Source organism: Stutzerimonas sp. KH-1 (assembly GCF_054483855.1).
In genome coordinates, this window is the sequence record NZ_CM137011.1 from 395,920 (window position 1) to 420,945 (window position 25,026).

18 protein-coding genes and 1 pseudogene are annotated in these 25,026 nt (G+C 56.0%); 7 read left to right on the forward strand and 12 right to left on the reverse strand.

Features of this window, described 5'->3' with window-relative positions; all coding sequences use genetic code 11:
• The first annotated feature begins 268 nt into the window (after positions 1-268).
• Positions 269-937, forward strand: coding sequence for a hypothetical protein (locus ACX1DW_RS02070; RefSeq protein ID WP_458992663.1), 669 nt, complete (start codon positions 269-271; stop codon positions 935-937).
• A 112-nt stretch (positions 938-1,049) separates the two neighbouring features.
• Here ACX1DW_RS02070 and ACX1DW_RS02075 read toward each other — a convergent pair whose 3' ends face one another.
• Both ACX1DW_RS02075 and ACX1DW_RS02080 read right to left on the reverse strand, forming a co-directional pair.
• Positions 1,050-1,694, reverse strand: coding sequence for a hypothetical protein (locus ACX1DW_RS02075; RefSeq protein WP_054095358.1), 645 nt, complete (start codon positions 1,692-1,694; stop codon positions 1,050-1,052).
• Positions 1,695-1,846: 152 nt separating this feature from the next.
• Positions 1,847-2,131: a hypothetical protein gene (locus tag ACX1DW_RS02080; RefSeq protein WP_081002808.1), complete on the reverse strand. Its 285-nt coding sequence runs from the start codon at positions 2,129-2,131 to the stop codon at positions 1,847-1,849.
• 318 nt (positions 2,132-2,449) lie between these two features.
• Here ACX1DW_RS02080 and ACX1DW_RS02085 point away from each other — a divergent pair, with 318 nt between their 5' ends.
• A complete protein-coding gene (locus ACX1DW_RS02085; RefSeq protein ID WP_152947638.1) occupies positions 2,450-2,812 on the forward strand; it encodes a hypothetical protein in 363 nt (120 codons plus the stop codon).
• A gap of 152 nt (positions 2,813-2,964) precedes the next feature.
• Here ACX1DW_RS02085 and ACX1DW_RS02090 read toward each other — a convergent pair whose 3' ends face one another.
• Together ACX1DW_RS02090 and ACX1DW_RS02095 are read right to left on the reverse strand one after the other, a co-directional pair.
• Entirely contained in the window at positions 2,965-3,774 is an 810-nt protein-coding gene (locus ACX1DW_RS02090; RefSeq protein ID WP_152947636.1) for a hypothetical protein, read from the reverse strand.
• Between the two features lie 233 nt (positions 3,775-4,007).
• A complete protein-coding gene (locus ACX1DW_RS02095; RefSeq protein WP_054095355.1) occupies positions 4,008-5,000 on the reverse strand; it encodes a WYL domain-containing protein in 993 nt (330 codons plus the stop codon).
• A gap of 83 nt (positions 5,001-5,083) precedes the next feature.
• Here ACX1DW_RS02095 and ACX1DW_RS02100 point away from each other — a divergent pair, with 83 nt between their 5' ends.
• From ACX1DW_RS02100 to ACX1DW_RS02120, 5 genes are all read left to right on the forward strand, one after another.
• Positions 5,084-5,956: a tetratricopeptide repeat protein gene (locus tag ACX1DW_RS02100; protein WP_054095354.1), complete on the forward strand. Its 873-nt coding sequence runs from the start codon at positions 5,084-5,086 to the stop codon at positions 5,954-5,956.
• Between the two features lie 70 nt (positions 5,957-6,026).
• The gene (locus tag ACX1DW_RS02105; RefSeq protein ID WP_458992664.1) at positions 6,027-6,968 is read left to right on the forward strand and encodes a hypothetical protein; all 942 of its coding nucleotides are present in this window, start codon (positions 6,027-6,029) and stop codon (positions 6,966-6,968) included.
• 102 nt (positions 6,969-7,070) lie between these two features.
• Entirely contained in the window at positions 7,071-7,676 is a 606-nt protein-coding gene (locus tag ACX1DW_RS02110) for a hypothetical protein (protein ID WP_458992665.1), read from the forward strand.
• Positions 7,677-7,720: 44 nt separating this feature from the next.
• Positions 7,721-10,354: a PD-(D/E)XK nuclease family protein gene (locus ACX1DW_RS02115; protein ID WP_458992666.1), complete on the forward strand. Its 2,634-nt coding sequence runs from the start codon at positions 7,721-7,723 to the stop codon at positions 10,352-10,354.
• Positions 10,355-10,368: 14 nt separating this feature from the next.
• Positions 10,369-13,539, forward strand: coding sequence for a UvrD-helicase domain-containing protein (locus ACX1DW_RS02120; protein ID WP_054095359.1), 3,171 nt, complete (start codon positions 10,369-10,371; stop codon positions 13,537-13,539).
• 582 nt (positions 13,540-14,121) lie between these two features.
• Here ACX1DW_RS02120 and ACX1DW_RS02125 read toward each other — a convergent pair.
• The 8 genes and pseudogenes from ACX1DW_RS02125 to ACX1DW_RS02160 all read right to left on the reverse strand — a co-directional run.
• Positions 14,122-14,244: a hypothetical protein gene (locus ACX1DW_RS02125; protein ID WP_279642059.1), complete on the reverse strand. Its 123-nt coding sequence runs from the start codon at positions 14,242-14,244 to the stop codon at positions 14,122-14,124.
• Positions 14,245-14,664: 420 nt separating this feature from the next.
• The gene (locus ACX1DW_RS02130) at positions 14,665-14,916 is read right to left on the reverse strand and encodes a hypothetical protein (protein ID WP_193749417.1); all 252 of its coding nucleotides are present in this window, start codon (positions 14,914-14,916) and stop codon (positions 14,665-14,667) included.
• Between the two features lie 297 nt (positions 14,917-15,213).
• On the reverse strand, positions 15,214-16,971 hold the full coding sequence (locus tag ACX1DW_RS02135) for a dynamin family protein (RefSeq protein ID WP_054095351.1): 1,758 nt from the start codon (positions 16,969-16,971) through the stop codon (positions 15,214-15,216).
• Positions 16,968-19,205 (reverse strand): dynamin family protein, encoded by a 2,238-nt coding sequence (locus tag ACX1DW_RS02140; RefSeq protein ID WP_054095350.1) that lies wholly within the window; start codon positions 19,203-19,205, stop codon positions 16,968-16,970. The genes ACX1DW_RS02135 and ACX1DW_RS02140 overlap by 4 nt, the downstream gene beginning before the upstream one ends.
• Positions 19,202-20,959 (reverse strand): dynamin family protein, encoded by a 1,758-nt coding sequence (locus ACX1DW_RS02145; protein ID WP_458992667.1) that lies wholly within the window; start codon positions 20,957-20,959, stop codon positions 19,202-19,204. The genes ACX1DW_RS02140 and ACX1DW_RS02145 overlap by 4 nt, the downstream gene beginning before the upstream one ends.
• 11 nt (positions 20,960-20,970) lie before the next feature.
• The gene (locus ACX1DW_RS02150; protein ID WP_458992668.1) at positions 20,971-22,008 is read right to left on the reverse strand and encodes a helix-turn-helix transcriptional regulator; all 1,038 of its coding nucleotides are present in this window, start codon (positions 22,006-22,008) and stop codon (positions 20,971-20,973) included.
• Positions 22,009-22,821: 813 nt separating this feature from the next.
• Positions 22,822-23,832, reverse strand: a complete 1,011-nt coding sequence (locus ACX1DW_RS02155; RefSeq protein ID WP_458992669.1) for an integrase domain-containing protein — start codon at positions 23,830-23,832, stop codon at positions 22,822-22,824.
• Between the two features lie 835 nt (positions 23,833-24,667).
• Positions 24,668-24,923 (reverse strand): annotated as a pseudogene (locus tag ACX1DW_RS02160) (transposase); the annotation flags it as partial.
• Positions 24,924-25,026 lie beyond the last annotated feature (103 nt).

The window sequence follows — 25,026 nt, forward strand, 5'->3', positions numbered from 1 at the left end:
ACTTGGCGCCCAAACCCCCCATTACAGATAAGGTAGATGGAGAGGCTCTCTAGCCTCATGGTCATCGTTTTAGGTAACGATCTGATTTACCAGTGGTGCGTTTGATGGCCTAAAGCCATCTTTCTATGCTGTCGTTCAATTTTTTCGGTCGCGATAAGGACATGCACTCTTAATTGCACTCACTGTGGCTCTGGCAGGTTGCGCAACCCAGCCTCAGGCTTACGACCCATCCGCTAGCCGCGCCCTGAATCTCGCCAAAGCGGCCGGATTGTCTGAGGCAGAGGACTACGCAGCCAGCAAAATGCACGGGGAGGGCATCGACGGTTTGCTGGACATCACGACCAGTGCCTTGTCGTTCGAGTCCGTCAATGGTCTGGACCTTGCGATGGGGGATGCCGTGGGGCTTGGTCTGTTGTCCTTCGTATTCTCACCACCCGCGCAGATGGATCGCAGTGCTCTTCTGGCTTGGATCTCAAAAGATCTGGCGGCAGACAAAGACCAAGCCGCCCTCGTCCTGTCGGAAATGTTCCTTGATGCCCCTGAAAAGACGCTTAAGTACGAAGGCATCGACTATCGCGTGGAGAAAGCCCACCAGGAACGGTTGGCATTATTCTATCCGTTTCTCGAAACCAGCCTGGTTTTCGAAATGCAGGGCAAGTCCTGTGGCGTGAACGTCCGGGTGTACAAGACGCAAACAGTTGGTCCGAAGCCCATGCCCACCTTCATTGGTAAGGGCGGATCCGCGTATGGATTTCTGGCGGGGCACGAGATCCAGTACCCAGCTTTCGATATCGGTTGCAGGGATACCGATCCCCTTCACGCAATCGAGCTGGCCAGAAGGATCAGCAAGGCGCTACCGGAAACCGTTTTCGTTTATGTCTCGCCAAAGCGTCGACCGGACGGTGGCCGGACGCCGCCCGCCGCCCTGCGGCGATAGGTGACGGCGGCGGGGCGGTAGGCAAGAACACTCGAACTAAGGAGCAGCTTCATGATTTTCTAGTTCTGGTTGTGCTCGCCTATTCGGAACACACTTTTTACCGGCGTTGAGCTCAGGCCGGTTTGCCAAGTAGCACGAGCAGCGGCCGAGGAACGTCGGCGATCTTCATGCCGAACTTATGCATCACCATATTCGGCGAGCGGCTTTCCAGCACCCGCTCCACTTCGGTGTAGAACGGCAGAGAAAGCTCCGGGCCGCCGAGGATGTTCGAGTAGAGCGTCCGAAATCGGGGACTGGTACTGAGCATATCCGGCAGCTCGGACGGTTCGTCGAAGGGGATGACGTCCACGACCAGCTGAGCGCCGGGTGAGGCATCAAGCGCTGTTCGGAAATCCGCGAAGTCAACGCAGACCAATCCAGTTGAGAATAGGCATTCACGAACGGCCCAGGACACCTGCTGTGCCCAGGTCCGGAAATCGCTGGCGAACCGGCTCGGCGCGTAGACCAGCTGCAAATACTTAGGCGCAAGCTTCCGGCTGACAGGCTCGCGATCGAGGAAGAAGCTGATCGAGGAGCCGTCCAGGCCCGCTCGATAGCCCGCCGGGGCGTCCAGCAGAAAAGTGACATCGCTGTCGCTGCCAGTTGAGCTGGACGCTGGTGTGAACTCGGTGGTGAGCGTCTCCACGCCGGCCTGGAAGTCCATAAGCTTCACTCGCAGGCCGGCAGCGTCTGAAATTAGGAATTGGTCAGGCGTCATCGAACCACCACGAGTCATATGACTTTACGCCGTTTTGCTCCTGAAGCCAGCGACCTTCGTGAAAGTTAGGCCGCTGATGAATAAGGACTCCAGTATGGAGGATAGTAGGACCCAACTCCGTAATGCATCTCATAGGTAGATTCAGCCCATTCTCAGCGCAGCCAAATTCGCCACATTCCCTTGGCGCCTTCTTCTGTCCAGCCGCCTTCAAGTAAAGCTGATCCATCGAACGTATGCAGGGTAGCCCTGCCATCGAAGCCCACAGCATGTAGTTCATAATGCCCTTGGCCTTTTTCATTCCCTCGATAAGTGACCAGTTCGCCGTCACTCATGTATTCGACAGTAATTACGCCGGTCTCCACTCTGACTTGGCATGGGTCATCTAAGGTGACATGAGTAGACCTATAGGTTTCCATGCGTGAGTCGCGATAAAGCATGACGGGTTCTCCTAGTAAGTTTCGATAAAAGTTCTGAGTCCGAGCAGCGGCTTTGATCAGCCGGCCCTTATCGATAGTCTGCCTAGCCTGCAGCCCGAGCGCACCCGCAAGAACGCTGTCGCGTCTCTTAGGAGCAAAATACCCCTATGAGAATAGCGTTATGCTACTTCAAGAAACAGGTGCGTCGGTGAAAACCCTAGCGATACATCGCGCTTGGCGATGGGCCTTTCTGAGGAGTCGCAATGCAAAATAACATCATTGAGTTGTGCGCTCTGTGTACTGCGCCCCTTCATAGGCACGAGCGTCAAGGATCTGGTCGTGCGTGCCACAGCGCACTATGGTGCCGAAGTGATCCCCTGGACAGCCGCATACCTCGCATATACGAAAGCTCATCGTGATTGCCATCTCGCAGTAAGCAGCATCCGCGATGGTTTGAGCTGTTTTACCAAGTCGAAGCGTGCCGAATTTCTCCTTGAACATCCGTATTTCCGTAGCGACGCGGTGCTCTACTTCAGCCTGGCGAACCAACTGCTCACCCAGCGCATCCAAGATACCGAACCAGCCATCACCGCATTCAGTCCGAAGAGTATTTCCATAAACGGCTGGGTAACGCAGGCGCAGGGCCTGAAGTCGCTCTTGATGCATCAATTAGAACCTCATGGATTGGCTTCGAAACTGTGAGTTATTGCTGGGCCTATGGCTTGCTGCTTCAATGTCATCAGCGAGTTAAGGATCGAAAAGCTTGAATGTCCGTCGATGGTCGGTATTTGTCGCTGAGAACGTCTTGTTCAGTTAAAGGCTATACGCCTTGCATTGTCTTATGAGGTGCCTGTTTATGTAGGGCGGAACCGTAGGAGCTTCAGCCCATAACCTAAATAGTTCGGGCTCACCCAGCTGGTGGTGACAAAATTAAATTCAAAGTTTCCTTCCAGAGCGTTTAAAATATTTACGTAATCACCGATGCTAGAGCTAATACCTCCCTCAATAACTAAGATTTCACCATCGGAGTGATTTTGATTTGTTGCATCTGCTGACGCGAGCAGGGCGTCCACAGCTGCACTGGGCGACACACCCCATCCCGTATTCACTTTTGCAACGCAGCTAATGCGTGGCTGCCACAGGAAATAGCTTTCCCAGTCCAGCTCAAACAAGCAACACAATTCACGGGAGAGATAGAGGCTCGCCCAAAACTCTACCATGGCGCCTTCAGAGCTCCAGTGATAAGTGCGAAACTCAGACTGTAGTTGTGCATTGCTGATTTCGGGCAGGTGGATGTGCACGAGGCGCCCTAAGCTCACCAGAATCTTATGTGGTAGAGGAGAGCTGGCGTTGTCGTCAAACCAGTGGACCTCATCAAAAAGTTGCTGCGGCCGCCATGCCTGATCCAGTCCGTAAGCTGTAAAGCGGTGTCTACTAGAATTGGGTAGATGCTTGCGCATGGTTCTTGCGAAAAGCGCTAGGACCCGATCGGCATCGAATTGCCTTGTAGCAATAAGTCCAATTTCGTAAGTGTCCAGCCGGGGGCTTTTTTGCCTGGCAACCTGTACCGGGGTGTTATGAGAGCTTTCGGTCGTCTCTCCTAGGTTGAACTGGTAATAGAGATAGTCTCTAAGCCCCCATTTGCCGAAGTGTGGCTTGGACACTTCAGCGCACTGGCACGGGGGCGTTGGCGCATTTGTAGCCCGGGTATTGGGCTTCGGCTGTGATGCGAGCCATTTCGGAGCTCACGGCCTGCACAGTGATCTTGAAATTGGCGCGAGGTCCCGCATTAGGGATTACACGCTGGAGGAAAGCGGAGTAGGTCTTCATAGCTGAGTCTCCATGGTCAGATAGCAGGAGACAGAGTGCTTCCAGCATGCGACAGCCTGTGTCGCATTCAACCGTATTCGTACAGTGCCGCCATCCGGCGGGCCGTTGAGGCGATCTGCTGCCTCAGTTCAAGCGGCTCTAGAACCTCCAGGTTCTCCCCTTGGCTCAAAAGCCATAGCTCCAGTCCCTGGCTGAGAGGCAGGCTACCCGTCATCAGCCACCAGCCATGAGCGGCGGGAACTAACTGTTGATCGGCAGTGAGCGCGTTCTCTTCGAGGCGCTCGTAGAGAGTGTGTGAAATACGCAGTCTCAGGTGTACCGGACGTTCGGACTTTTGACTGATCAGGCTGCGCCTGGCTTCGAACGAGTTCATATCAAAACTGTCGGGACCCTTTAGGTTTTCCCATGTAGCCTTGGCGAACAATAAGCGGTGCAGGGGGAGGGAGGCCAAGTTGCCTTCGGGCAAGCCTTTGAAAACACATACGAGGTAGATATTCGAGTCCTGGTAGGACAGCCCCAGCGGTTTGATGTGTAGGGTCCGGGGCTCGCTGGCACCGCGCTTGAGGTACAGCGCTTCAATAGACGCATCGTCGAGAAGTGCTTGTTGAACAACCTCCAACACCTCTGGCTTCACCAGGCCTGACTCCAGGACAACGAATCGGGTGTTGCTGATGACTTTGCCTACGCAATTTTGACTGGGTCGGTTTCCTTTCAACAGTGAGGTCGCGTAGTCACGAAGGGGCGCCAGATTCTCCACCTGTGCCGCCATTCCGAATCTCGCAGCGTGCTCCATGATCATGACGAGATTCATCGCATCTGTTGGCAGCATGCTCAGTCGCGATAGCGACTTCTCTGCCCACCACAGCTTCGCTCTGCCCCTTGGCCTACTGTGCACGTGGGGAAACTTCTGTTCGAGCTCGCTAAGGTCACGTTGAATGGTGCGTTTATCAACCTGCACGCCCTGGTTGGCTACTCGTTGGTGAATGGCGTTGCTATCGAGAGCGCTGTCCTTGCTTGGTAGAAGCCCAAGGATAAGCTCATGCCTGAGTAGCTGTTCCACATTTCCGTCCTTGTTTGCGTGCGACACAGGCTGTCGCGTTGCTGTTGAAAATGATCAGGCACGATCATTGATGAGGTCCCAGCATGAGCAAATCGGCAGATGTCTTCAATCTCATGGATAGTCTTCTTCCGTGTGCTGATCTAGTGGAGCTTGTCGAGCCTGACGAGGTCCTGCTTCTATATGCGGGCATAGGAATGCCTTCAATCCGCGTTACAGAGTTGGCCGGGAAGGTAGGTAACACGTATCACGAGATCAAGGCAGGCAATCCACTTCTTGGTCTGGTTGACCCGACCAGGCTTCGCAACCGTTATGCACAGCTGCGTGAACATGCACTCAACGGTGACGAGGATGCACTCAATGATCTTGGGTGGTTATGGCTGAACGGATTGAGGTTCAAGCCAAACCCTGAGTTGGCGAGGCGGTTGTTCAAGGTTGCAGCGGCGATGGGGTCGGCTGAAGCGTTGTACAACCTTGCCGAGATGGCGTTCTATGGCAAGGGGCTTGCGGTCAATCCGGGGCTGGCTATCGACTATTACGAACAAGCCTTTGAGGCGGGAATACCCTGCGCAGCGGTTGCGCTAGGTGGTTTATATGAGAGCGGAGATGACGGCATTCCCGCGGATCACGGAAAAGCCTTGAGTTGGTACAAGCGCGGAGCGGCCGAGCAGGATGTGATGGCGTGCTTCTCGCTAGGCAAACTGGCACTGGATGAGTCGTCATCAGAGTATGACCCGCCGCTTGGCGTGTACTGGTTACAGTGGGCGGCGATGAAAGGGCTCGTGCTGGCGACCGAGCGGCTCACTGATTTTTACTTTCCTACCCTCGATTCTCCACTTGATCCTGCTGGGCTGCTGTTTTGCTTTTGGAGAGATCTAGCGATCAGCCAGGGAAGCGCTTGGGCTTGGGAGTTGCGTACAGCGGATGGCGCTATTCCTGAGGGATGCACAAGCAAATAGCATGTTAGTTCTTTTTCCTTGCCGGTCATCCAGGGGCGAGATAGATAATTAAATTAGGAAGAAGTTTACTATGACGGTACCGGTAGCCAACCTGATAACCAAATCTGATTTTTACCGTGATACAGACGTTGAAAAATTTATTGACTGGCTTTCGGGTGTTGTAGAGAGTTTGGTCGTCGACTTTTCTATCAAGAACTCCCGAAGAGTTCCGGGTGGTGTCAATGCTAGTGTTGTAGGGCTCGACGCTGTGATTGGTCAGTATAAGTGGGCTGCGCAATGGAATGACTCAGGAAAAGTAGTTACCTCCTTGTGCTGGAATAGCACGGTGAGCAGTTTGAGTCGGCTGGGGGGGAATCTGCGTCGGGCTCTCAATGTTTCATCTGACTCCGCAACGTTTGATGCATGCTGCTCAATCTTCGAATGGGGCGGCGAGAGAAATAAGAAAGTTGGCGCTCGCCCATTTCTAGAGGATAAGATTGGTGCGCCTAATGGACTTTGTAGCTACTTGGATCAGGTGCGTAAAGCTGCGGAGCTAGGGTGTGCAAATATAATGAATTTAAAGGTCGTGGAGGAAATGAACTCCATGCTTACGAAGGTCCATGCGATGGCATCCCTGGATGGTCTACCCATCTACGATTCTCGCGTGGCCGCCGCAATAGCATGTCTGGTTGAGATATATCGGCACAACTCTGGGTTGAGCTGGGCGACGATTCCGGTCTGCCTTGCCTTTCCGGCTATTCCAGAGGATCAAAAAAATAATCGTAGGCATGTCGGGGCGTTGCGTGCTGGGGGAGCAGTGATTCCTACGCCCGGAGTCATTCGTTATCAAGATCCTCAACGTGCGTCGCGCTGGATGAGTGCATCGATCCGCTTGGGCTGGATTGTTGAGGAGGTACTGTCTCGTAAACCGAATATTCTGAATGGGCAGGTTTCGCGCATGCATGCATTTGAAGCATGTCTGTTCATGATAGGGTATGACGTCAAATGTCTGCAGCGAAATTTAAAGCCGTAAATGCAGTGGCGAAACGACTTTGAGTCTATTTTTTAAAGTTGGACGTGGAAATTCTATGTCGCTGTCCCTAATATTTAATGATGTGTTCCTGAGGAGTTTTGCATGGGGCTGTTCCGTGCGATTCCGTCAAGTCAGTTGGCGGCGGCAGAAAAGGGTTTCCGCCGTCGCTCGACGATGCGGATTCCGAATAATGTCCCCTATGTTATTGACAACCTCTGGGAGTCTCTTCGACCGAAGAACATGCCGTCCCGTCGGTATGCCATTTATGCCAGCTCAACCCCTGAGCTCGCCTTGCAGAATGCTAGTGCCCCATTGCCAGAGGACGATGAATACGTTGCCTGCAAGGTCGTTGTTGATGCTCAGAACATCCGTGTTGCTCAGTTGCAGGTGACAGATGCGCGCTACCACAGCGACATTCGTCTGATTAGTACGTGGATTAGTCAGCATGGGAAGGAGCTGGCTGAGCTTTCGCCGGATAACAAGCAGAAGATTGCGCCTCTATTTATGCCGGGCCTGCATCGACGTGAGATGGCAGAGCTTTGGAATGCTCATTCGTTGGTAGCCGAGCTTTGTAGATATGTGCGCCAGCATTCTTCATTCTGGCCATCCGCATCCGCATCCGCATCCGGTACGTCTCAATTTTCAGATGGTGAGCTGTTTTTTGAATTGCTCGGTGATACCAATATCTACCGACTTGAAGTGATTTAATTTTTTACTCAAGCATAATGGCCGCGGCTAATTAGGAAGTCTCTATGCAAGGACAGCGTATTACTTTTGGCTTGCATCTCGATGGCCAGCGTCCCAAGCCGGCTGCCGATGCACTCGGTGTATCGCTGGTAGGTCCCCTGGGCCTGCTGAATATTCTCGAAGCCCAACTGGGACTTCTGGCGCTGCGCCCTTCGCAGGCCGAGCGTACTGTCCAGTATCAGGATTGTCTGCACCGGCTCGATTCCACTCAGCGCTTCTATCACCGCAGTTTCGCGATCGATCCCTTGGGTACCGCGTCCAGCCTGCTCGATTGGCGAGACCAATGGGCTCTGCACGGCTGGGATGGCGCCATGTCCAGCGAGTCGCCCAGGCGCCTGCGTGATCTGTCCGAGGTTGAGGCGCTGGCCAGTACAGCGGTCGCGCCGAACCTTGGCCAGCGTCTCAAGGCGGTCAAAGCTGCGCTGCAGAAACGCCAGCCTGACATCGAGCAGATTCTGCTCGTGGATGCGATTGAAACCTTGCCTTACCGTTGGCGAGAAGTGCTTGCCGGGTTGCCTGTCGTGGCCGCTGGCGAACTCGCGGGTCAGGGCAGGGGATTCCTCGGTGCGCTTCAGACGCAGCTCCACGGCGCGGCTAGCGGCCAGGATATAGAGAAGTTAGCGTGGCACGAAGATGGCACCGTGCTTGTCGTCCAGGCAGAGACGTCGATATTGGCGAACCATTGGCTAACGGCCAAGATCGCCGAGAATTGCCCGACACTACTGGTCTGTACCCGTGACAGCATGCGCCTCGATGCCCAGCTTTCGGCTGCCGGCCAACCCCGGCAAGGGCTCCGGCATTTCAGTGCATTCCGCCCGGCACTACAGGTTCTGCCCCTGGCTCTGGAACTGCTGTGGGAGCCGCTCGACTTCCAGGCGCTGGTGCAGTTTCTTACTCACCCACTTTGCCCTGTTCCCGGCTATGCGGGGCGTCGTCTCGCAGAAAAGGTCGCCGATGCCCCAGGTATTGGCGGGGCATATTGGGAGCGCACCCTGGCTCGGATCGACGAACACTATGGCGAGGAGCGAGCTGTTCCGATTCGGGAAACGATCGCCCTCTGGATCGAGCATGCCCGCTTCCCTAGCGAGTTTGGTGCACCGATAGAGGCAGTAATAGAGCGTGTTGCCCAATTGGCGGCATTCTTCCGGAGGCGCCTTGGCGAAGCCGATGCCGCCAAGCGCCTCGCTTTTGCAGCTGGCTATGGCCAGTGCCAATCTTGCCTGCAGACGTTGCTGCATCTGCAAGCCCAGGGGCAGGGGACTACAGTTATCCGCCCCAGGCAGCTGCAAAAACTCGTCGCGCAGAATACCGCCAGTGGTGCTGATAACCCGCTCTGGCCAGCCGAGGTCGGCGCGACCCAAGTGGTAAATCATCCGGGCGCGCCTATCGAGCCGGTCGCTCGGGTTATCTGGTCTCCTTTGTCGCTACCGGTGCTGCCCAGCAGTGATCCGTGGCCGACAGACGAACTCCGGGCCTTGAAAGAGGCCGGAGTGGATCTGCCATCGGCAGCGGACAGGCTGGAGCAGGTTACGGCAAGCTGGTTGCGCCCGGTCATGGCTGCTCGGGAGCAACTGGTACTGGTACTGCCACCTGCGGAAGAGGAGGTGCATCCCCTCTGGCTAATGGTCGAATCACTTGTCGAAAAGCCCCGGATATTAGCGCTAGAAACGCTGCTCAGCGCGGGTGGGGCCACGTTGGCTCCGCTCACTGCCCAGCCACTCCCCGCTCCAAAGCGCTGGTGGCAATTGCCGGACGATGTCTCGGTGGCTTTGCGCCCTAAAGAGTCCTTTTCCAGTCTCGAAAAGCTGCTGTTCAATCCCTATCACTGGTTGCTGCAATACCCCGCCAGACTGCAAGCGTCGCGCATTGTCAGTCTAGATGGTGGTTTCCGGCTTCTTGGCAATCTGGCCCATAGACTGGTCGAGCAGTATTTCCTGAGTCCAGATGCGCTTACGATGTCTGAGATGGAGTTTGACGCCTGGTTTGCTTCCACCTTCGTTGCGCTGATTGACGATGAAGGGGCCACCCTGAAAGCCCCTGGTCGGGGCGCCGATCTGCAAGGTTTTCGCCAGTGCCTGCAGCAGGCCTTGCGAAGCCTGCGCGAGCAGGTGGCCAAGGCCGGCATGCTGCAGGTGCTACCGGAGCGAGTTGTGTATGGCCAGTTCCCTGGGGGCGAACTGGCGGGTTCGGTGGACCTGATGATGGAGAACGCTTTGGGCGAGCTCGCCATCGTTGACATGAAATGGTCCGGGACGAAGAAGTATCCGGAAAAACTACGACAGAACCGCCATCTTCAGCTCGTCCTCTACGCCGAGCTGCTGCGCCAGGAAACGGGACGCTGGCCTTCGGTTGCCTATTACATTCTTGACCGTGGCCGCTTTTTCGCGCCTGACGACCGCGCCTTTGCGGATGCAGAGGCAATGCCGCCCGTGGATGGCGAAAATACCCTACAGCTTTGGCAGCGCTTCCTGGCTACTTGGCGCTGGCGCGTGGCGCAGATACAGGCCGGGCAGTTCGAGGTGGTGCTGGAGGGCATTCTCGCCGACGAGGCGGCGCAACCGCCGGAGGACGCCATGGCGATGGAAACTCTGAACGAGGCATACAATGAATATCGGACGCTTGCCGGATGGGAGCGCTAAGCATGGCGAGCGGAATGAAATCCCAGATTACGTTTATCAGCGCCGGCGCTGGTAGCGGCAAGACACACCGGCTGACCGAGATCCTGCACCTTGAGCTGACGTCGGGAAACGTCCGGCCGGCGGGCGTCATTGCTACCACATTCACCCGAAAGGCGGCGGCTGAACTGCGAGAGCGCGTACGCGGGCATTTGCTCAAGCAGGGCAGCTTTGGCTTGGCCAATAGCATAGGGCAGGCGCGCATCGGTACGGTCAACAGCGTTTGCGGCCAACTGATTGCTCGCTTCGCGTTCGAGGCAGGCATCTCCACTGAACCGGAGGTGTTGGAGGAAGTACAAAGCGGAATTTTGCTGGGGCGCTCAATCGACGCGGTGCTGAACGGCTCGGGTATGCAAAAACTTCTGCACCTGGCCCGCCGCCTGGGGCTGGATGCTGACTGGAAACAAGATTTACAGTCGTTGGTTAATCAAGTTCGCAGCAACGATATCCCGCTTGACGAGGTTCCCTCCTTCGCCCAGTCAAATGCCGACAACCTGCTGAGCCATTTCCCAACGCCGACCAGACAGGACCTGAGTGTCGATCTGCTTAAAGCAATCCGAACGGCGCTACCATCAATCGAAGCGACTGCCCAGTCCGGAGGCAAAAAGAACACTAATGATTACCTGAGGCTGATCAAGGGCTTTGCTGGTGGCCTAGAACGGCAGGAGGCGCCTTGGAGCGAATGGGTCAGGATCGCTAAGGCGGCTCCCGAAGCAAGCCTGCGCCAGATAATCGGGCCCATTGCGGACCTGGCTGGGCAAGTTGGCGCGCATCCAGGCTTGCACAGGGACTTGCGCGAGTACCTCGACCAGATGTTCGATCTTGCGGCCAAAGCTCTGGCCAACTACCAGGCATTGAAGCAGGAGCTGGGAGTCCTCGATTTTGTCGATCAGGAGCACCTGTTGCTCGGCTTGCTCGATCACCCCGACGTGGCGGCGGTGCTGGACGACGAACTCGATCTGCTGATGGTCGATGAGTTCCAAGATACTAGCCCGATCCAGCTTGCTCTCTTTCTGAAACTCGCCCGCTTTGCCAAGCGAGTTTACTGGGTCGGCGATATCAAGCAGGCAATCTACGGCTTCCGTGGCAGCGACACGTCCCTTATGCAGGCCATTCTCACGGCCTTGCCGGCCCTAGGGGGGAGCAAGGAGGTCTTGCCGTCGTCTTGGCGTTCGCGCCCCGAGTTGGTCAGGGTCGTCAATGCGCTCTTTATCCACGCCTTCGCCTCCTCCCTGACCAGGGAGGAAGTCGAGCTCAGGGCCGAGCGCACGGAGCCCTTGCCAGGATCTGGCTTGGCCAACTGGATACTCGCCGGCAAGAACGCTGCCCAAGAGGCCAGCGCGCTGGCATCGGGGGTTCGACAACTGATCGACAACGGTTATGTCGTTTACGATAAGCCAGCCCAGTCACTACGTCCTGTTCGCTTCGGGGATATTGCCATCCTGTCACGTTCCCATGACGGTGTAGGTGCGTTGGCCGCAGCCCTTTCTGCTCAGGGTATTCCCGTCGCGACGGCCCAGGCGGGCCTGTTGGCTACACCCGAGGCGACGCTGGCCCTAGCCTGCCTGCGCCGCCTAAATGACCCCGCGGATACCCTAGCCACGGCTGAGATACTGTCGTTGGCCGACAGCCTGGAGCCCGAAGTGTGGCTGGCGGATCGGCTAAGGTACCTGGCGCAAGGTGGCAATGTCGATCTCTGGCGCGAGCAGGCTGTCGAAGGCCATCCCGTGCACCCGCTGCTGAAATCCATTGCTGCATTACGGCCAGCTTTGCCGGTATTGGCCCCACAGGAGGCCTTAGCGACGCTGATCGCCACCTGCTCCCTCGCGGAAAAGGTTGCACGCTGGACGCCGGATAACGCCAGTGTGCGACTGCGCCTGGCCAATCTGGAAGCTCTGATCGCGCTCGCCGAGCAGTATGAAGACATTTGTCGTGGCGGGCGGCAAGCTGCCTCGATTTCCGGTCTTATCCTTTGGCTTGATGAAATGGCCCAACAGAAGCAGGATCTGCTCGCTGAGCCGGCAGTCAATGCGGTCAGGGTAATGACTCATCACGCCGCCAAGGGGCTCGAATGGCCAGTAGTCATCCTCACTGACCTCGCCAAGGACATCAAAGATCGTCTTTGGTCGATCTGCGCAGAGTCTGGTGCCCGTTTCGATGCTCACAACCCACTGGCTGATCGGCACATCCGCTATTGGCCCTGGCCATTTGGTCTCCAAAGAAAGGTCGCACTTGCAGATAAGATTGCGCTCACGCCTATGGCTACTGACTGTAGGGAGGCGGCTATGGAAGAGGCCAGGCGGCTTCTGTATGTCAGCATGACGCGGGCGCGGGATCTACTGGTATTGGCTCGCTCCAGCCGCAAACCGAGCGGTGAATGGCTCGACTGTCTCGGCGCGCCGTGGTTACTTCCTGAAGAGGGATGCGAGGCCGTGGAGCTGCCCAGCGGCGAGCGGATTCCTGCTGATCGCTGGACACTTGAGCCGCGGGAGGAACCGGACAATGGTGAGGCAACGGTGGCGGAGCCTGTTCATTGGTTCCAGCACCAGGGCTATACGGGCTTGCGGCTGCCACTCAGCTTCAGCCCTTCCTCGGCCGAGCAGATCTCGGCCACTGTTTTGGAAACGTGCCGTATCGGTGAAAGGCTTCCTGTCGGAGCGGGGGTAGATATGCGCGTGCTTGGTGAGGCCATTCACGCCTGCATCGGTTTGTCCTTCGCTGACCCTGAGGCATCTCTCTCTGAAACAGATGTGCTCAATGTCCTGTCCGGTTTTGGTATGTCGGAGTACGTCTCAGCTACTGCAGTATTGCATCAGATTCAGGCTTTCCAAGAGTGGCTGTCCAGCCGCTGGCTTGGTGCGAGGCCTCATGCCGAAATTCCGCTAATGAGCATCTTGCAAAATGGCCAGGTTCTAAATGGCAGAGTCGATTTGCTGTTGGAAACCAATGGCGGGTGGGTGCTGTTTGACCACAAGTCCAGTCAGTTGGCTATCGATAAATGGGGGCAGCTGGCTAATGAATACTGCGCACAGTTGGAGTCATATGCCCTGGGGATAGAACGGACCACCGGTAAAAAAGTTATCGAGCAATGGCTGTTTCTGCCGGTGGCGGGTGGCGCTTTGAGCATTGAGAGGTTGGGATGGGCGTGAGTTCGATTACAGTTGAAGTTCCAAGTGATGATGGTCGTGTGGTGCTTCAGATTTTTGCAGAAAGTCAAAGCATCATGAACAGTGCCGGCTGACCCATGGGAAGCTGGCGCGCTTGGCGCAGCGGGTACGCGAGACACAACTTGAATTGAACTCGGGTAATACGCAAATGGCCACCCTGTTGGACGTATCTGCTGCGCAGCTGGAGCGTGACTAGAGCGCTCTACGAGCAAGGATGAGCCCGACTAAATGTGCCTACCCGAGTAGGATAGGTAGCCGCACGCAACCGGATGAAGCCGTAGTGAGAAGATGGAAGGAACAATTGCAGAACTTTGCGCATAGTTCATTTTTGGCATTCAGTATTGGGTAGGCGTTCCTAGTCGGGCTGGATGAGGTAATACGACCCGAGCGCTATACGAGGCCTCTGAACAAACCTACATTAGCTACAAACAAGGTGAGCCTGGGCTGGATGCGAAGAGTGAGCAGCAAACCGACAAACAAGCCCCCGACGGTTGAGCATGCGCGCATCGCTATACCGTTCGTAATGACGCACCACTCATTTCTTGTGCGAAAATCCGCAGCCATTCAGTTGGCTGGTTTCCGACCGTCCTGCTTTTCTCGCTTCATCTCCTGGAACTCCCGGTAGTGTTCAAAAGCGGCTTTTAGCACGACAGCCAAACCGATCGTAGCAAGGATATTTTTGAGCATGATGGGTTACCTTACCTTTCATTGCGTTCAAATTCTTGGTAGCGCAGGAATTGGCGCAGGCGTTCCCGCATGATTTCCGCGCGGCTGGCTGGACGGGTTTCAAGTTCGGTGCGTTTGCAGGCAGGGCAGTGACTGAACCAGTCTACTCCCAGCTGGAGTGCGTCGCTGGTGAAAATGCAGGTGCGTTGCCAGTGGCAATGTGAGCAGATGAAGGTGCGGGGTGGGAGCGGTATTGGCATGTATGGTCTTCCACTGTATTTGAAGAGACTGTGCCGGAACTGCGCGACAAATGGTGTCGTGGTATTGCGACACAGTGCTGCTCTGTTAAACCTGCCATACCTATGTCTCTGAGATCGACGAGCGTAAGCGCCTCTTGGAGCAGGAGACCTTCAAAGCCTTTCTGTTACAGCTTTGTTTGCTTTACGAGGGTAAATGCACTGATGTGCTGATCTGGCAGTAGTTTTCCGGCAGCATCCGTATGCTGTTAGATAACCAGTATGTGTCCAGAGCCTCTGGGATCACCGGAGCGGCAAAGTCGATGAAGGCACTTTGGAAAGCCGCTTCGCCAGCGGCAGGCGCGCAGCCCAACTGGCCCTGGCTAGTGGCAACACATCGGCGCTGCTCAGCAGGTTGGTCAACTGCCTTCACACCCTCCGCAACCAGCTTATCCACGGCGGCCTACCTGGAATGGATCGGTCAACCGTGAGCAAGTGCGCGACTGCATAAACCTGCTGGGCAAGCTAGTGCCGCAACCACCGAGCTGAGGATGGATAGCCGGAATACCCTGTGGGGGAGTATGGGCTATCCGGTGGTCGATTAGTCCTGTCGATGGCGAAGGAAGGGGGATTCAGGTTTTAGTAACGCCTCCCCACATCCAGTTGGTGATCTGGGTAGTCCAGCTGTTGCGCACCACGTCATCGGTCCTGTTGATTCAGTGGCAGCAGAGACAACGACCGAGCCAGTGCTGTCCTAGCCAGCTTCCAGCGCTGCGGCAGTTTGCTGGACCGCCTCGCTGAAAGCTTCATGCAGTCTTTGAGACTCTTTTAGCCAAGCTTCCAGAGGTGATGTGCTCAGGCTGAGTGTGAGCTTATCTATAGGGGCAAGCATGCGTTCGTAGACCTCTTGGCCGCCGAACTCTAGGCAGTCCAGACGAAGCCCGTTTATCGCAACCTTCTGCGCCTTTAGCGCAGCAATATCCGCCTGGATAGCTTCGTCATACATGGCAAACACTTCCCCCAGACGCTTCTCTAGGTGTTGTCGAGTATTCCCACTGCGGTTGATGCGGGCGAAGTGCTCTAGCAGCGATACCTTGCGATAGGTGACCTCTTCGCGCAAGGTTGAGCTGTAAGCACTGATGCCTTCAATCTGTATGCCTTCATCATCGAGGCGGTTTTGCACCTCTTCGAGGATGTCGTCGATGTCCTCTTCGGCCTTAAGGTCTGCCTTGGTGAGCACGACGTAGACCGAGCGCCCTTCCACACCAATATGCTGGATGAACTCCAGATCTGAGTCTGGCACGGTGCCATTGGAATCAAGCCCGATAAGCCAAATAATCGATTCCGCTTGTTGGGCGAATTGTACGGCGGTTCGTCTGTCCCCCTGACTGTGCTCGGCTGCGGTTGAGGGTGGGTTGTAGCCGGGGGTGTCAATGAAGCAGATATCGCTGAGGCATTCAGGTCTCATCTGCACGCCGACACACATGAAAGGCATTAAGCTCTTGAGGTCGAAGCTGAACGAGTTGATGAAGGCGTGCGACACGTTTTTGTAGAAATCAACGTCAAGATTGATATGCCCACCGCTGGCTGAGTAACCGCGAATCATGCGCTCATCGGTAGCTAGCACGTAGCTTGGAATGGCCGTAACCGGCTTCAGACCGACGGCCAGGCGTACCTGCGGGTCGTGGATAAAACTGTTAATGAACTCCGACTTACCGCTACTGAACCCCCCGACGATGCCGACTATGGTTCGCTTGCGCACGTCAGGAAAACTCACCAGTAACGCAAGTTCCTGTTCGATCGACTGCAGCAGGGTCAGGGCCTTGGCTTCGGCGGCCAGTGATGACTCGCTCTCGGCAAAGGCCATGTAGTCAGTGGCCAGCAACTCTCGGAAGCGGGCGAGGCCTGCACTTTCCTGCGGGCGGGCAGCCAGTAACCGGGAGATAAGCTCGAAGCGGGTCCAGGTATCGCCATGGCGTTGTTGTAACGCCTGGAATCTCTCCGCTAACTCGGCATTGGTTTGCTGGTGACGGGCCAGACTCTGTTGCAGCGACTCGGTGGCTTCGGTGCTGGCCAGGAGCTCAACGCGGGTAACCTCCAGCGTTTGTTCAAGCGTGAGGCGGGCCGCTTCCAGTTGATCGCGTTCTTGACCGAGCAGGGAATGTTGGGTCGACAGGGCGTCGAAGCGGAGCTTGGCTTGCTCTTGATCCTGCCGCAGCTTGGTTTGCAACTTCTCAAGCGAGTGCCGTGCATCAAGTAGGGCTTGCCTCGTGCTGTCAAGTTCAGCGGTGGTGCTGGCCTGCTGTTCGGTTAGTTGTGCATGGCTCTGGATCAGCGCCTCTAGACGCGCCAAGGTATGTTGGTGCGCCTGGTTCACCGCGTGGTGACGAGCATCCGCTGACTGCAGCGCTGTGGCGATACTTTCGTGCAGCGGTCTGCGTCGCCACACGAAAAAACGGCTGAGTTTGTCCAGTTGCGTAAACAACGTTGCGGGAAATAGGTCGGTGATCATAGGGCTTCCAGCGCCTTAGCCATTCGTTGCAAGCGGTCAAGTGTGAGCAGGGTGTTTTCGACTTGTTCCTCCAGCTGGGCGATGCGCTCCTGCATGCTCTTGAAGAAGGCGTCACCATAAGAGGAGGGCAATGCGTGCTTGACTTCGCCGATCAATTGACGGATCTGCTGGCTAGCCTCTCCTTTGAACTCCTCCAGGCGGTGCTGCGCTTCGTCGAGATACTCCCGAGCTTCTGAACCAAGCAGGTGATGACCGGTGCGCTTGAGCTTTCGCAGATCGCGGGTGTCGAGCTCGAAGGCCGGAAGTTTGAAGTTGGAAACCAGGCCCTGGTTGGTCCGGATGATCAGTGCGGGATCGAGGTCATCGCCCAGGTGGCGCCTGGCGACACCTGTTGACTCCCGGATCAGTTGTTCACGAAATTGATTTGTCAGAGCCTCGCTCGCGTCCTTGAGGTTTTGTACTACCTCCCCGGCGAAGTGTTCCAGTTCGTTATACACCTTGCGCCAGAATAATTTGAACTCGGTATAGGTGCGGGTTTCTGTACCTCCTCCCCATGCCCAGTTGGCGAACTTGGCAGCCAAGCTGTCGCGCACCACTTCCTCCTTCCTGTGGGTTTCAGTGGCTGCGGAGTCAACGGCCGAGCCGGTGCTCCCATAGGCAGAGTCCAGCTTCTTGGAAAGGTCTTTCTTCAGTTTGCTCTGGAACTCGGCGATGCAATTGGCGAGCATGCTGTCCAGTTCATAGGTGGCCACCGTCATCAGGCTATCCAGCTTGCGCCGCTGAGCCTTCAAATCCTCAATATCAGCGTTGCGAACTTCGTGGTACTTGGCTTGTGTGAAGGCCAGCAGGTCAGCACGAAATGCTTCAAGTGCAGCCGATTTGGCGCGGATCAGCTCTTCCCGGCGCTGCCCAATAATTCGGTCCTTCTGAGCACGAACGTTTTCCAGCACGTCCCGAAGAGTGGCGGTGTTCGCCAATAGGTCAAGGTTGGCGCGGCAGCGTTCGGCGTGGTCGGGCGTGAAGAAGTCCGGGTAGTTGGACTGCAGGTTGTCCCAAGCCTTGCGCTCGCTACTATCCCAGCCCTGCTGTTGGTCGAAGCGGACTGATAGGCTGTGGCACATGCCGGAAGTGTGCAGTACCTTGCCGGCACCATTCTGGATAAGACCATCGAAGGTTCCGCCGATTTCTGGGTGCTGAATCTTCAAGCGTTGCAGGGTGTCGATCATGTGGGCGCTGAGGGTTTCAGTGATTTTGTTCAGTGCGCCATTCAGGGTGGGCTGACGGATGTCGCTACCATACAGCTGGTTGTCGACTTGGCTGGCGATCAGCACCAGCTCCTGTACCCCCTCTTTCTGCGTAATACGGCTCATCATCTCGATGTCCAGCTCGCTTAGGAACTGGCCGGCAGGGCTAACGATGAACACTACATCGCAATCCTTGAGCAGCACGGTCGTGCGCTCCTCGCGGGACTGTACCGGATCGTTCAGACCCGGCGTGTCGATGATCCTGATGTTGCGCAGCGAGGGTAGGGGCAGAAAGATGTCGACGCTCTTGGTCAGTGGCATGTAGGAGCCGCCAGTTGCAACGTATTCATCTAGCTGCCTGGCCAGTGAAGTCGCATCCGCTGCTTCTAGCTGTCCTAAGCTGTCGAGGGTGTTGAGGTCAAGGTTGCACTCACAGATGCTTTGCCATTGGTCATGGGCGGCTACCAGCGTGTGCTCACCCTGTAAGGCACGACGGGCAGCCTTGTGCACGTCGGTGCGGAACTGTTCATCCTCGACGTGCTGGCCATTGCGCTGACGGCGCTGGCGTAGGGCGTCTGCGGCCAGGCGCTCCTCCTCTTTGAAGCGCTGCCGGTAGCGTGCTGCGTTCTGTTCGATATTGGCCAGGTCCGCGGCATCGTAGAACTGTACTTGGGCGGAAAAGGTTTCGCCGTAAGTTAGCGTAGTCAGTGCGGCGGTCATTGGCGTGGCGGCCCGTGGCAAAATAACGTGGCCGTCGAATACCAGGGCGTTGAGCAACGACGACTTGCCGGCCTTGACCCGTCCCACCACACCGATTTGAAGTAGGCGGTGCTCTTCGTCCAGCATGTCGAACGAGTGGGCAAGTTCGTGGGTTGGGCCGATCGCATGTTTGCGAAGCCATTGGGCGATGTCTTTCTCAAGCTCCGGGCTGTATTGCTCCATCCATTGATGAAGGCGCTGGTTCAGTTGGATTACGCCCTGTGCATTCATGCTTGCAACTCGTAAAGGGTTTCCGAGGCCAGTTTCTGTAGCGCTTCCCTGACCCGGGTTAGGTGCTCGATCTGTTGTTCGGCAGCATGGGCGTTCTGCTGGCGATTGCTCGCTAGCTCGTTGATCAAACTCTGCTTCTCGCTGATCTCTCGTTCGAACTCACTGCTCACCTGGGTCACCAGTGCGTCTATCTGTTCATTGAGCAAGGCGGGCAAGCGATCCCGAAGTTCGCGTTTCACCGAGGGAATGACTTCGGTAATTACTTTCTGGCGCAGTTGCTCGCGCTGGCGACCTTCGTTGATGAACGCCAAGATGCTCGGCAGAAAGATGATTGCCAACTCGATTAGCGGGTTAACTACCGAAGTGGTGACCGCCAACACAGTGGCCAGACCCTGATAGGTCACACGTGGCAAGGGTTCACCCTCTTCCCACTTGCTTTCCTTTTTCAGACGCTCCAGCTCTTGAGCGTTACGCTCGGCAAGCGAGCCACTCCAGTGGCCCAGGGTTTCACCGGTTTTCTGCAGGCTGCGATTGATTCGGTCGGTGAGTTGACCGAGCCAATTCTGTTCGTTGTTAAACTGGCTCATGCTCTTACCGAGATCGCCCACGGCTTGGGCAAAATCAGCCACTACCGAGCGGCTGAGGGTGTCCATCTGATCCTTGACGGAGCGGGTCATCGAGCTGCGTACCACCTCGGAAACGATTCGTGAGAAAGCTTCCTGATTGCCGGCTAGGCCCGCACTCACCAGTTCCGACTCAGCATTGTCCAACTCGCGCCCTACCATCTTCAAACAGCGATCCACGGTACGGTCCAGTTGCTGGTCGCGTAGATCCTCCAGCACCTCGTCGCGCTTGCGTTCGATTTGGCGAATACCTTTGGCCAGTTCGCTCAACGCAAGCTGGTTTTCAGCCTGATCTTTCTTCAACGAGGTCAGGGCGAGGTTGATCTGGCTCAGTAGCGAGTGTGTCAGGTCTTTGAGCCTGTCCTCGAACACCTGGCGCAGAATCTGCTCAGGCTGGAGGCGGGTCAGCACTTCTTTCAGGCGCACCTCACCGTCGAGACCAACCGTAATCACGGGGCGTGAAGTGACGAAGTTGCTGCGAATCTGGTCATCGATGAGTTCGGCCACGGCTTGCACCTGTTCACCCGAACGCAGGTTGATTTTGTTCAGCAGGAAGGTGAAATCACGGCCGTAGGTCTGCAGATCATCCAACTGGCGGAGCATCGACTGAGTAATGTTGCCGTCTTCGACGCTTGTTACGACTATGAAATGCACGCCACGTGGTAGGTAATAGGCAATGGCTTTGTTGTGGTTGGCCAGCGATGAGCCGAAGCCTGGCATGTCCACCAGTACCAGAGAAGGAAGTGCCTTGAGTTGTGGGTTGTCCAGGTACAGCTGCACATGCGTGAACTCATTGGCGCGGCTCTTCAAGGTGCTCAGGGCGCTGACGCTAAGGCGCTCGCTGCTGCCGTCCGGGCGTAGGGCCAACAAGTGTGGGTCGCTGCTATAACGAAGTTCGGTGGCCAGCTCTGTTTCAGGAGTGAGGCCAACCCCAAGAACGTCTTCGCCAATAAACGCGTTAATCAAACTGCTCTTGCCGGCGCTGAAAGCACCTATTACGGGAATCAGCAGCTCGGTGTGGCGCACGTCCTCCTTTAACTGCCCTAGCTCGTCGACTGACAGAGGGGTCTCAACGATCAGCCGTTCTAACGCTTCTAAATAGTTCAGATAGATGTTTTGAGTTTTCAGCATATGAACGCTCCTTACACATTCGAGGCTAAGACTTGAGAGGGTATTTCTTGCTCGTAGAGTGCCCTGAGGCGGGAGGCTCTCTCTCGGATTGCAGCGGCCCAGTGCTTTGGCTCACACACCCGCACGTTCTCCCCCAAGCTAAACACCCACCACATGGTCTCCTGATCATCCGGCACCTTGGCCCGTAGGCGCTGCCAGTCGCTATCTTCCAGTGGCTCCAGGCTTTGCTCGGTGCTCAGTGGAGTTTCGCCGAGTAGCCAAGCGATCTGCGGAGCAATGTCGGCGACCAGCTCCACCTGTTCGATGGCTGTGGAAGTGTTGAGGTGCTGGCGGATGTAACTCTCGATATCGAAGTCGTTACGGGCGCGGGCAGGGGCTCCCAGACACTCGGCCTGGTGGATGCGGTGCAAGGCGAATTGGCGCAGGTCTTCGTAGCCGTCGACGCTGCCGATCAGGTAGCTGATGGTATGGCGAGAAACCAAGCCGGCCGGGTGGATCAGCAGTTGCTTCAGTTCGATTTTGCTGCGGCTTAGGTAGCTGATCTGCAGCTGTTTACGTTCCAGTAAGGCAGTGGAAATCTGATCCCAGACATATGGGGTGATCTGCGCGGGCTGCAGGGCCTTGCCGTTTGGAATCGCTCGAACCTTGCGCGCCCAGTGCGCCAGACCGTTGTTTTCCAGATTGTCGAGGTAATCGCGGGCCATGCGGAACTGTGGGCCGAGCTGATCCAGCACGCTCTGTGGGAGTAGTGTCTGCAGGTGGCTTTCCGCGAGGTATAGAGCCAGAGCCGTGGGGGTGTCCATGGCCGACAAATCGATAGGCGCTTTGGCCGACAGACTCCAGCGAAACGATGTGGAGCTCTCGTCACGCTGTAGGGCAAATGGGATAGAGAGTCGGTCAAGGTCGCGCTGAACTGTGCGCAGGCTTACCGAGAAACCATTTTCCTTGAGCTTTTCCAGTAGGGTTGTGGTCGCTATACGGCCCGGTGCTCGCGGGATAAGGCGCAGTAGGGCGATAAGCCTCAGGAGCGTGTCCTTAGCTTCGGACATAGTTACTTCCCTGTTTTTAGCGAAATGTGGAGCGCTTAGTTGGCGCCACTTATATGGCGAATTTAACTCTTTTAGTGGCAATTTGCCATGCGTGAAGTGAGCAGCGCATTACTGGCGCATGAAGCTAGCGGCCAGGGTCTATAGGCGGGTTGCTCGCCAGTCAGTGGCAGCAATAGACATTGGCCTCTAGCAATCTCCGGGTATCCCCTTGCGAGGCGGATGCGGAGGACAATACGCTGTCATTGCGTCAAATTCTGTCGCGGTTAACTAGTCGCGGCAGTTCATCCCTGCTCATGCACCCGTTGATGTTGTTGAAGGTGTAGCCGATATCAGTAGACAGTTGTCTGCGTTACCGCTGAATCGACGAAACAGAATCCCTGGGGCCGCTTCCGGCCAATTGTGGACATTTGCATTATGTTGATATCAGCCTGCATGCCGGTTGCGCTGGTGAACCAAGAGCGATTAAGTCAGCTGCGTCGCCGCGTCTTGATCGCCTTACAGGTTTCTGGGCGCCCCCCTTTCCGTGGGTCTTTCGCCATCTTCAGAACACTTTGCCAATGGACTCCTCCCTCTAGCGCCGCTACGAGCAGGGCTAAACTTCGTCTGTAGTCTGATCGAGTCGCATCTGCAAAGCCTTGCTTGGCGAGCCAAGCATCATGCAGCCAGCGCAAGTGTTTTAGCTTTACCTGCTCTGGGTGCGTGAGATGTGAGAAGCGGTCCATCATAGCGTTGAGCATTAGCTTAATGCGTGCAGCATGCCGTCGCTGATGAAGCGGTGACAATCCGTTCCAGCGAAGCCTATTCAGGATTAAGCTAATCATTAGCTGTCTCCGGTTGGCTTCTTCTTGGCTTGCCGCCGATGTAAGCGACGCTGGTGCGGTGCTCACCGTGTCCTGACTGGACAGCGACTTGGGCTCTCGCTTCTGTATCTCGTCCAGGGTCAAGGCTTAGCCCGCGTACGGGCGCTGGTTGGTCAGAAATCGATTCGTATAACTCAATCATTCGAGCGGCCCGGAGATCGTGATAGCAACGAATACCGCATGCCTTCAGCACAGGACGTGCCGCTTTTGCCACGGTGTCCAGAAAGCCCTTGAAGGTCTCACCTTCCGCTAGCAAATTGGCCGATCCGTCCGGGCGCACTTTTAATGCAAAATCGAGAGCATGCTGTTGGCGATCTCCGATCGGAATGCGTCGGGAGGCGCATCGTCGTCCGCCTTTTGTTCCTTCCAGGACTACCACATGGCCGGACCGCGCTTCGCGCTTCATTCGGTTTAGGTCACCTAAAACCGCCTCGCGATACCGCATACCAAACGCTCTTGCTAGCAGAACGATTGCCGCCGCACGCGCATTGCCTTCGGACTGGAGCTTTTCTACAACTTCTTCCACCTGCTTCCAGTCCCCGCCAGGCATAGCGGTTCGTACCTGACTGCGGCGGCCCACAGCTTCTGCCGGGGCGATCCAGACTGCGTTATCGCCGCGAAACCCGTGCATAACTGTGTTTGCAGAGGAGAGCAAGTTTTGTGCGTAGCTCAACTTTATCTGGCCGGAGGAGGCAAGGCTGTTCAGCATTTCCGCATAGCTTTCGAGGTGATGTTGTTGAATGTCTCTGGCATCCACAATCTGAAAATTGGTACGCAGAAAAGCGACGAAGCGGCTAAAACGAACATGGTGTGCATGCCTAGTTTGATGGTGCCCGTAGCCATATAGCCATAGCAAAACAATATGTGCGGCGAAGGTCAGGAGCTTTCCGTACCCGAAATTGCGCCTCGCAGTGGTCCTCCTGAACTTCCGGTAATCAAACCGGTGATCATCCGCTTTCAACATTGTCGTCTCCGCTGGTTTAGTTATTTACAGCAGCGGCGTGGAGAGGGTAATAGCGCTGGGCGTGAGTACCTCTCCACAACGACTCACGCCCATAGCGCTATTCAGCGTCGGAACCGGACGGTCAGTGAGTCGGATGAGCGTGCTGCGCGCTCCTTGAATCGAGCACCTGGCATAGTCCAGAGGGCCTGGATGGGAGCCGTCGTCGTTTGCCGTGACGATGAGGTGGTCGTTTGGATCGATGTTTTCGATTGGGTGCCGATGTAGCGGACGAAACAAGCACTTGGCCATGGTGGCGCACAGCTGCCTTTGGAAGGCGTGCAGGTTTCAGTTCAGGTTTCGGTACATCAGTTGACCTTATAAGCCCCGCAGCTCGGGGCCTTAACAAGGTATCTCATTGCTGGAGAAGGCGGTGCTTCCGATATGGTTTGTTCCGTAAGACGGAGTAGAAAGTGCGATGGCACAAAACTTTTAGGATGCACTAGCGTGCTTTAAGGGGCGCCAAATGGCAGTTGGAAGCTGTTTGTTTTGAGTGGCCAGCTACCACATCCGCTTATTGCGGGTAGTCGGGAAGAGTAGGCGCGCATCAAGTCATTTTGTCAACTTTATAAATAGTTGGTTTGTGCTGTTGTGTCGGAGTGTACCTGTAGGTGCATTGAGTGCACCTACAGGTACACTCCGTGTACTTTGGGTCAGCTGTGTGCTAATAAAATAATTTCGTGCGTAGCACATCGGTACCAACAGGTACACTCAGTGAACCTGTAGGTACACTCAATGATTTGGGGCAGGTGTGGCGCTCACTTAAAAGTCTACTTGCCGGCGCGCCTCTTCTCCAATTCATGGGCTGGTCCATCGACAGGCTGGCGAACCGGCGAAACAGCAGGTGAAAACAATTTCCTCGACCAATTGCCGCTCGGAGCGAATGGTGTAGATCAAGTGCAGCACCGAAGCGCGCAACAGCCGCTCCGGTGCAATCGAGGCGCGTTCCAGAGCGGAGTAAACCCGTCGAATTCCTGGCTCATCGAGGTCAGGTCAGCATCGACCAGCTTGCGCAACGGACGCAGCGGGTGATCGTTCGGGATGCGCTGCTCCAGCGTCGTTTAGCTGAACAGCTCGTTTTGTTTGAGGTCGAGTCCACGCATCGGCTTGGGCTGGCTTCGGCAGAAAAGGATGCCGCCATTTTGCCAGAACCCATAG

Excerpts from the sequence above, each read along its gene's own strand:
- ACX1DW_RS02155 (WP_458992669.1), bottom strand. The coding sequence starts at position 23,832 with ATGTTGAAAGCGGATGATCACCGGTTTGATTACCGGAAGTTCAGGAGG.
- ACX1DW_RS02105 (WP_458992664.1), top strand. The coding sequence starts at position 6,027 with ATGACGGTACCGGTAGCCAACCTGATAACCAAATCTGATTTTTACCGT.
- ACX1DW_RS02110 (WP_458992665.1), top strand. The coding sequence starts at position 7,071 with ATGGGGCTGTTCCGTGCGATTCCGTCAAGTCAGTTGGCGGCGGCAGAA.
- ACX1DW_RS02080 (WP_081002808.1), bottom strand. The coding sequence starts at position 2,131 with ATGCTTTATCGCGACTCACGCATGGAAACCTATAGGTCTACTCATGTC.
- ACX1DW_RS02115 (WP_458992666.1), top strand. The coding sequence starts at position 7,721 with ATGCAAGGACAGCGTATTACTTTTGGCTTGCATCTCGATGGCCAGCGT.
- ACX1DW_RS02075 (WP_054095358.1), bottom strand. The coding sequence starts at position 1,694 with ATGACGCCTGACCAATTCCTAATTTCAGACGCTGCCGGCCTGCGAGTG.
- ACX1DW_RS02125 (WP_279642059.1), bottom strand. The coding sequence starts at position 14,244 with ATGCTCAAAAATATCCTTGCTACGATCGGTTTGGCTGTCGTGCTAAAA.
- ACX1DW_RS02140 (WP_054095350.1), bottom strand. The coding sequence starts at position 19,205 with ATGAATGCACAGGGCGTAATCCAACTGAACCAGCGCCTTCATCAATGG.
- ACX1DW_RS02120 (WP_054095359.1), top strand. The coding sequence starts at position 10,369 with ATGAAATCCCAGATTACGTTTATCAGCGCCGGCGCTGGTAGCGGCAAG.
- ACX1DW_RS02150 (WP_458992668.1), bottom strand. The coding sequence starts at position 22,008 with ATGTCCGAAGCTAAGGACACGCTCCTGAGGCTTATCGCCCTACTGCGC.
- ACX1DW_RS02135 (WP_054095351.1), bottom strand. The coding sequence starts at position 16,971 with ATGATCACCGACCTATTTCCCGCAACGTTGTTTACGCAACTGGACAAA.
- ACX1DW_RS02100 (WP_054095354.1), top strand. The coding sequence starts at position 5,084 with ATGAGCAAATCGGCAGATGTCTTCAATCTCATGGATAGTCTTCTTCCG.
- ACX1DW_RS02145 (WP_458992667.1), bottom strand. The coding sequence starts at position 20,959 with ATGCTGAAAACTCAAAACATCTATCTGAACTATTTAGAAGCGTTAGAA.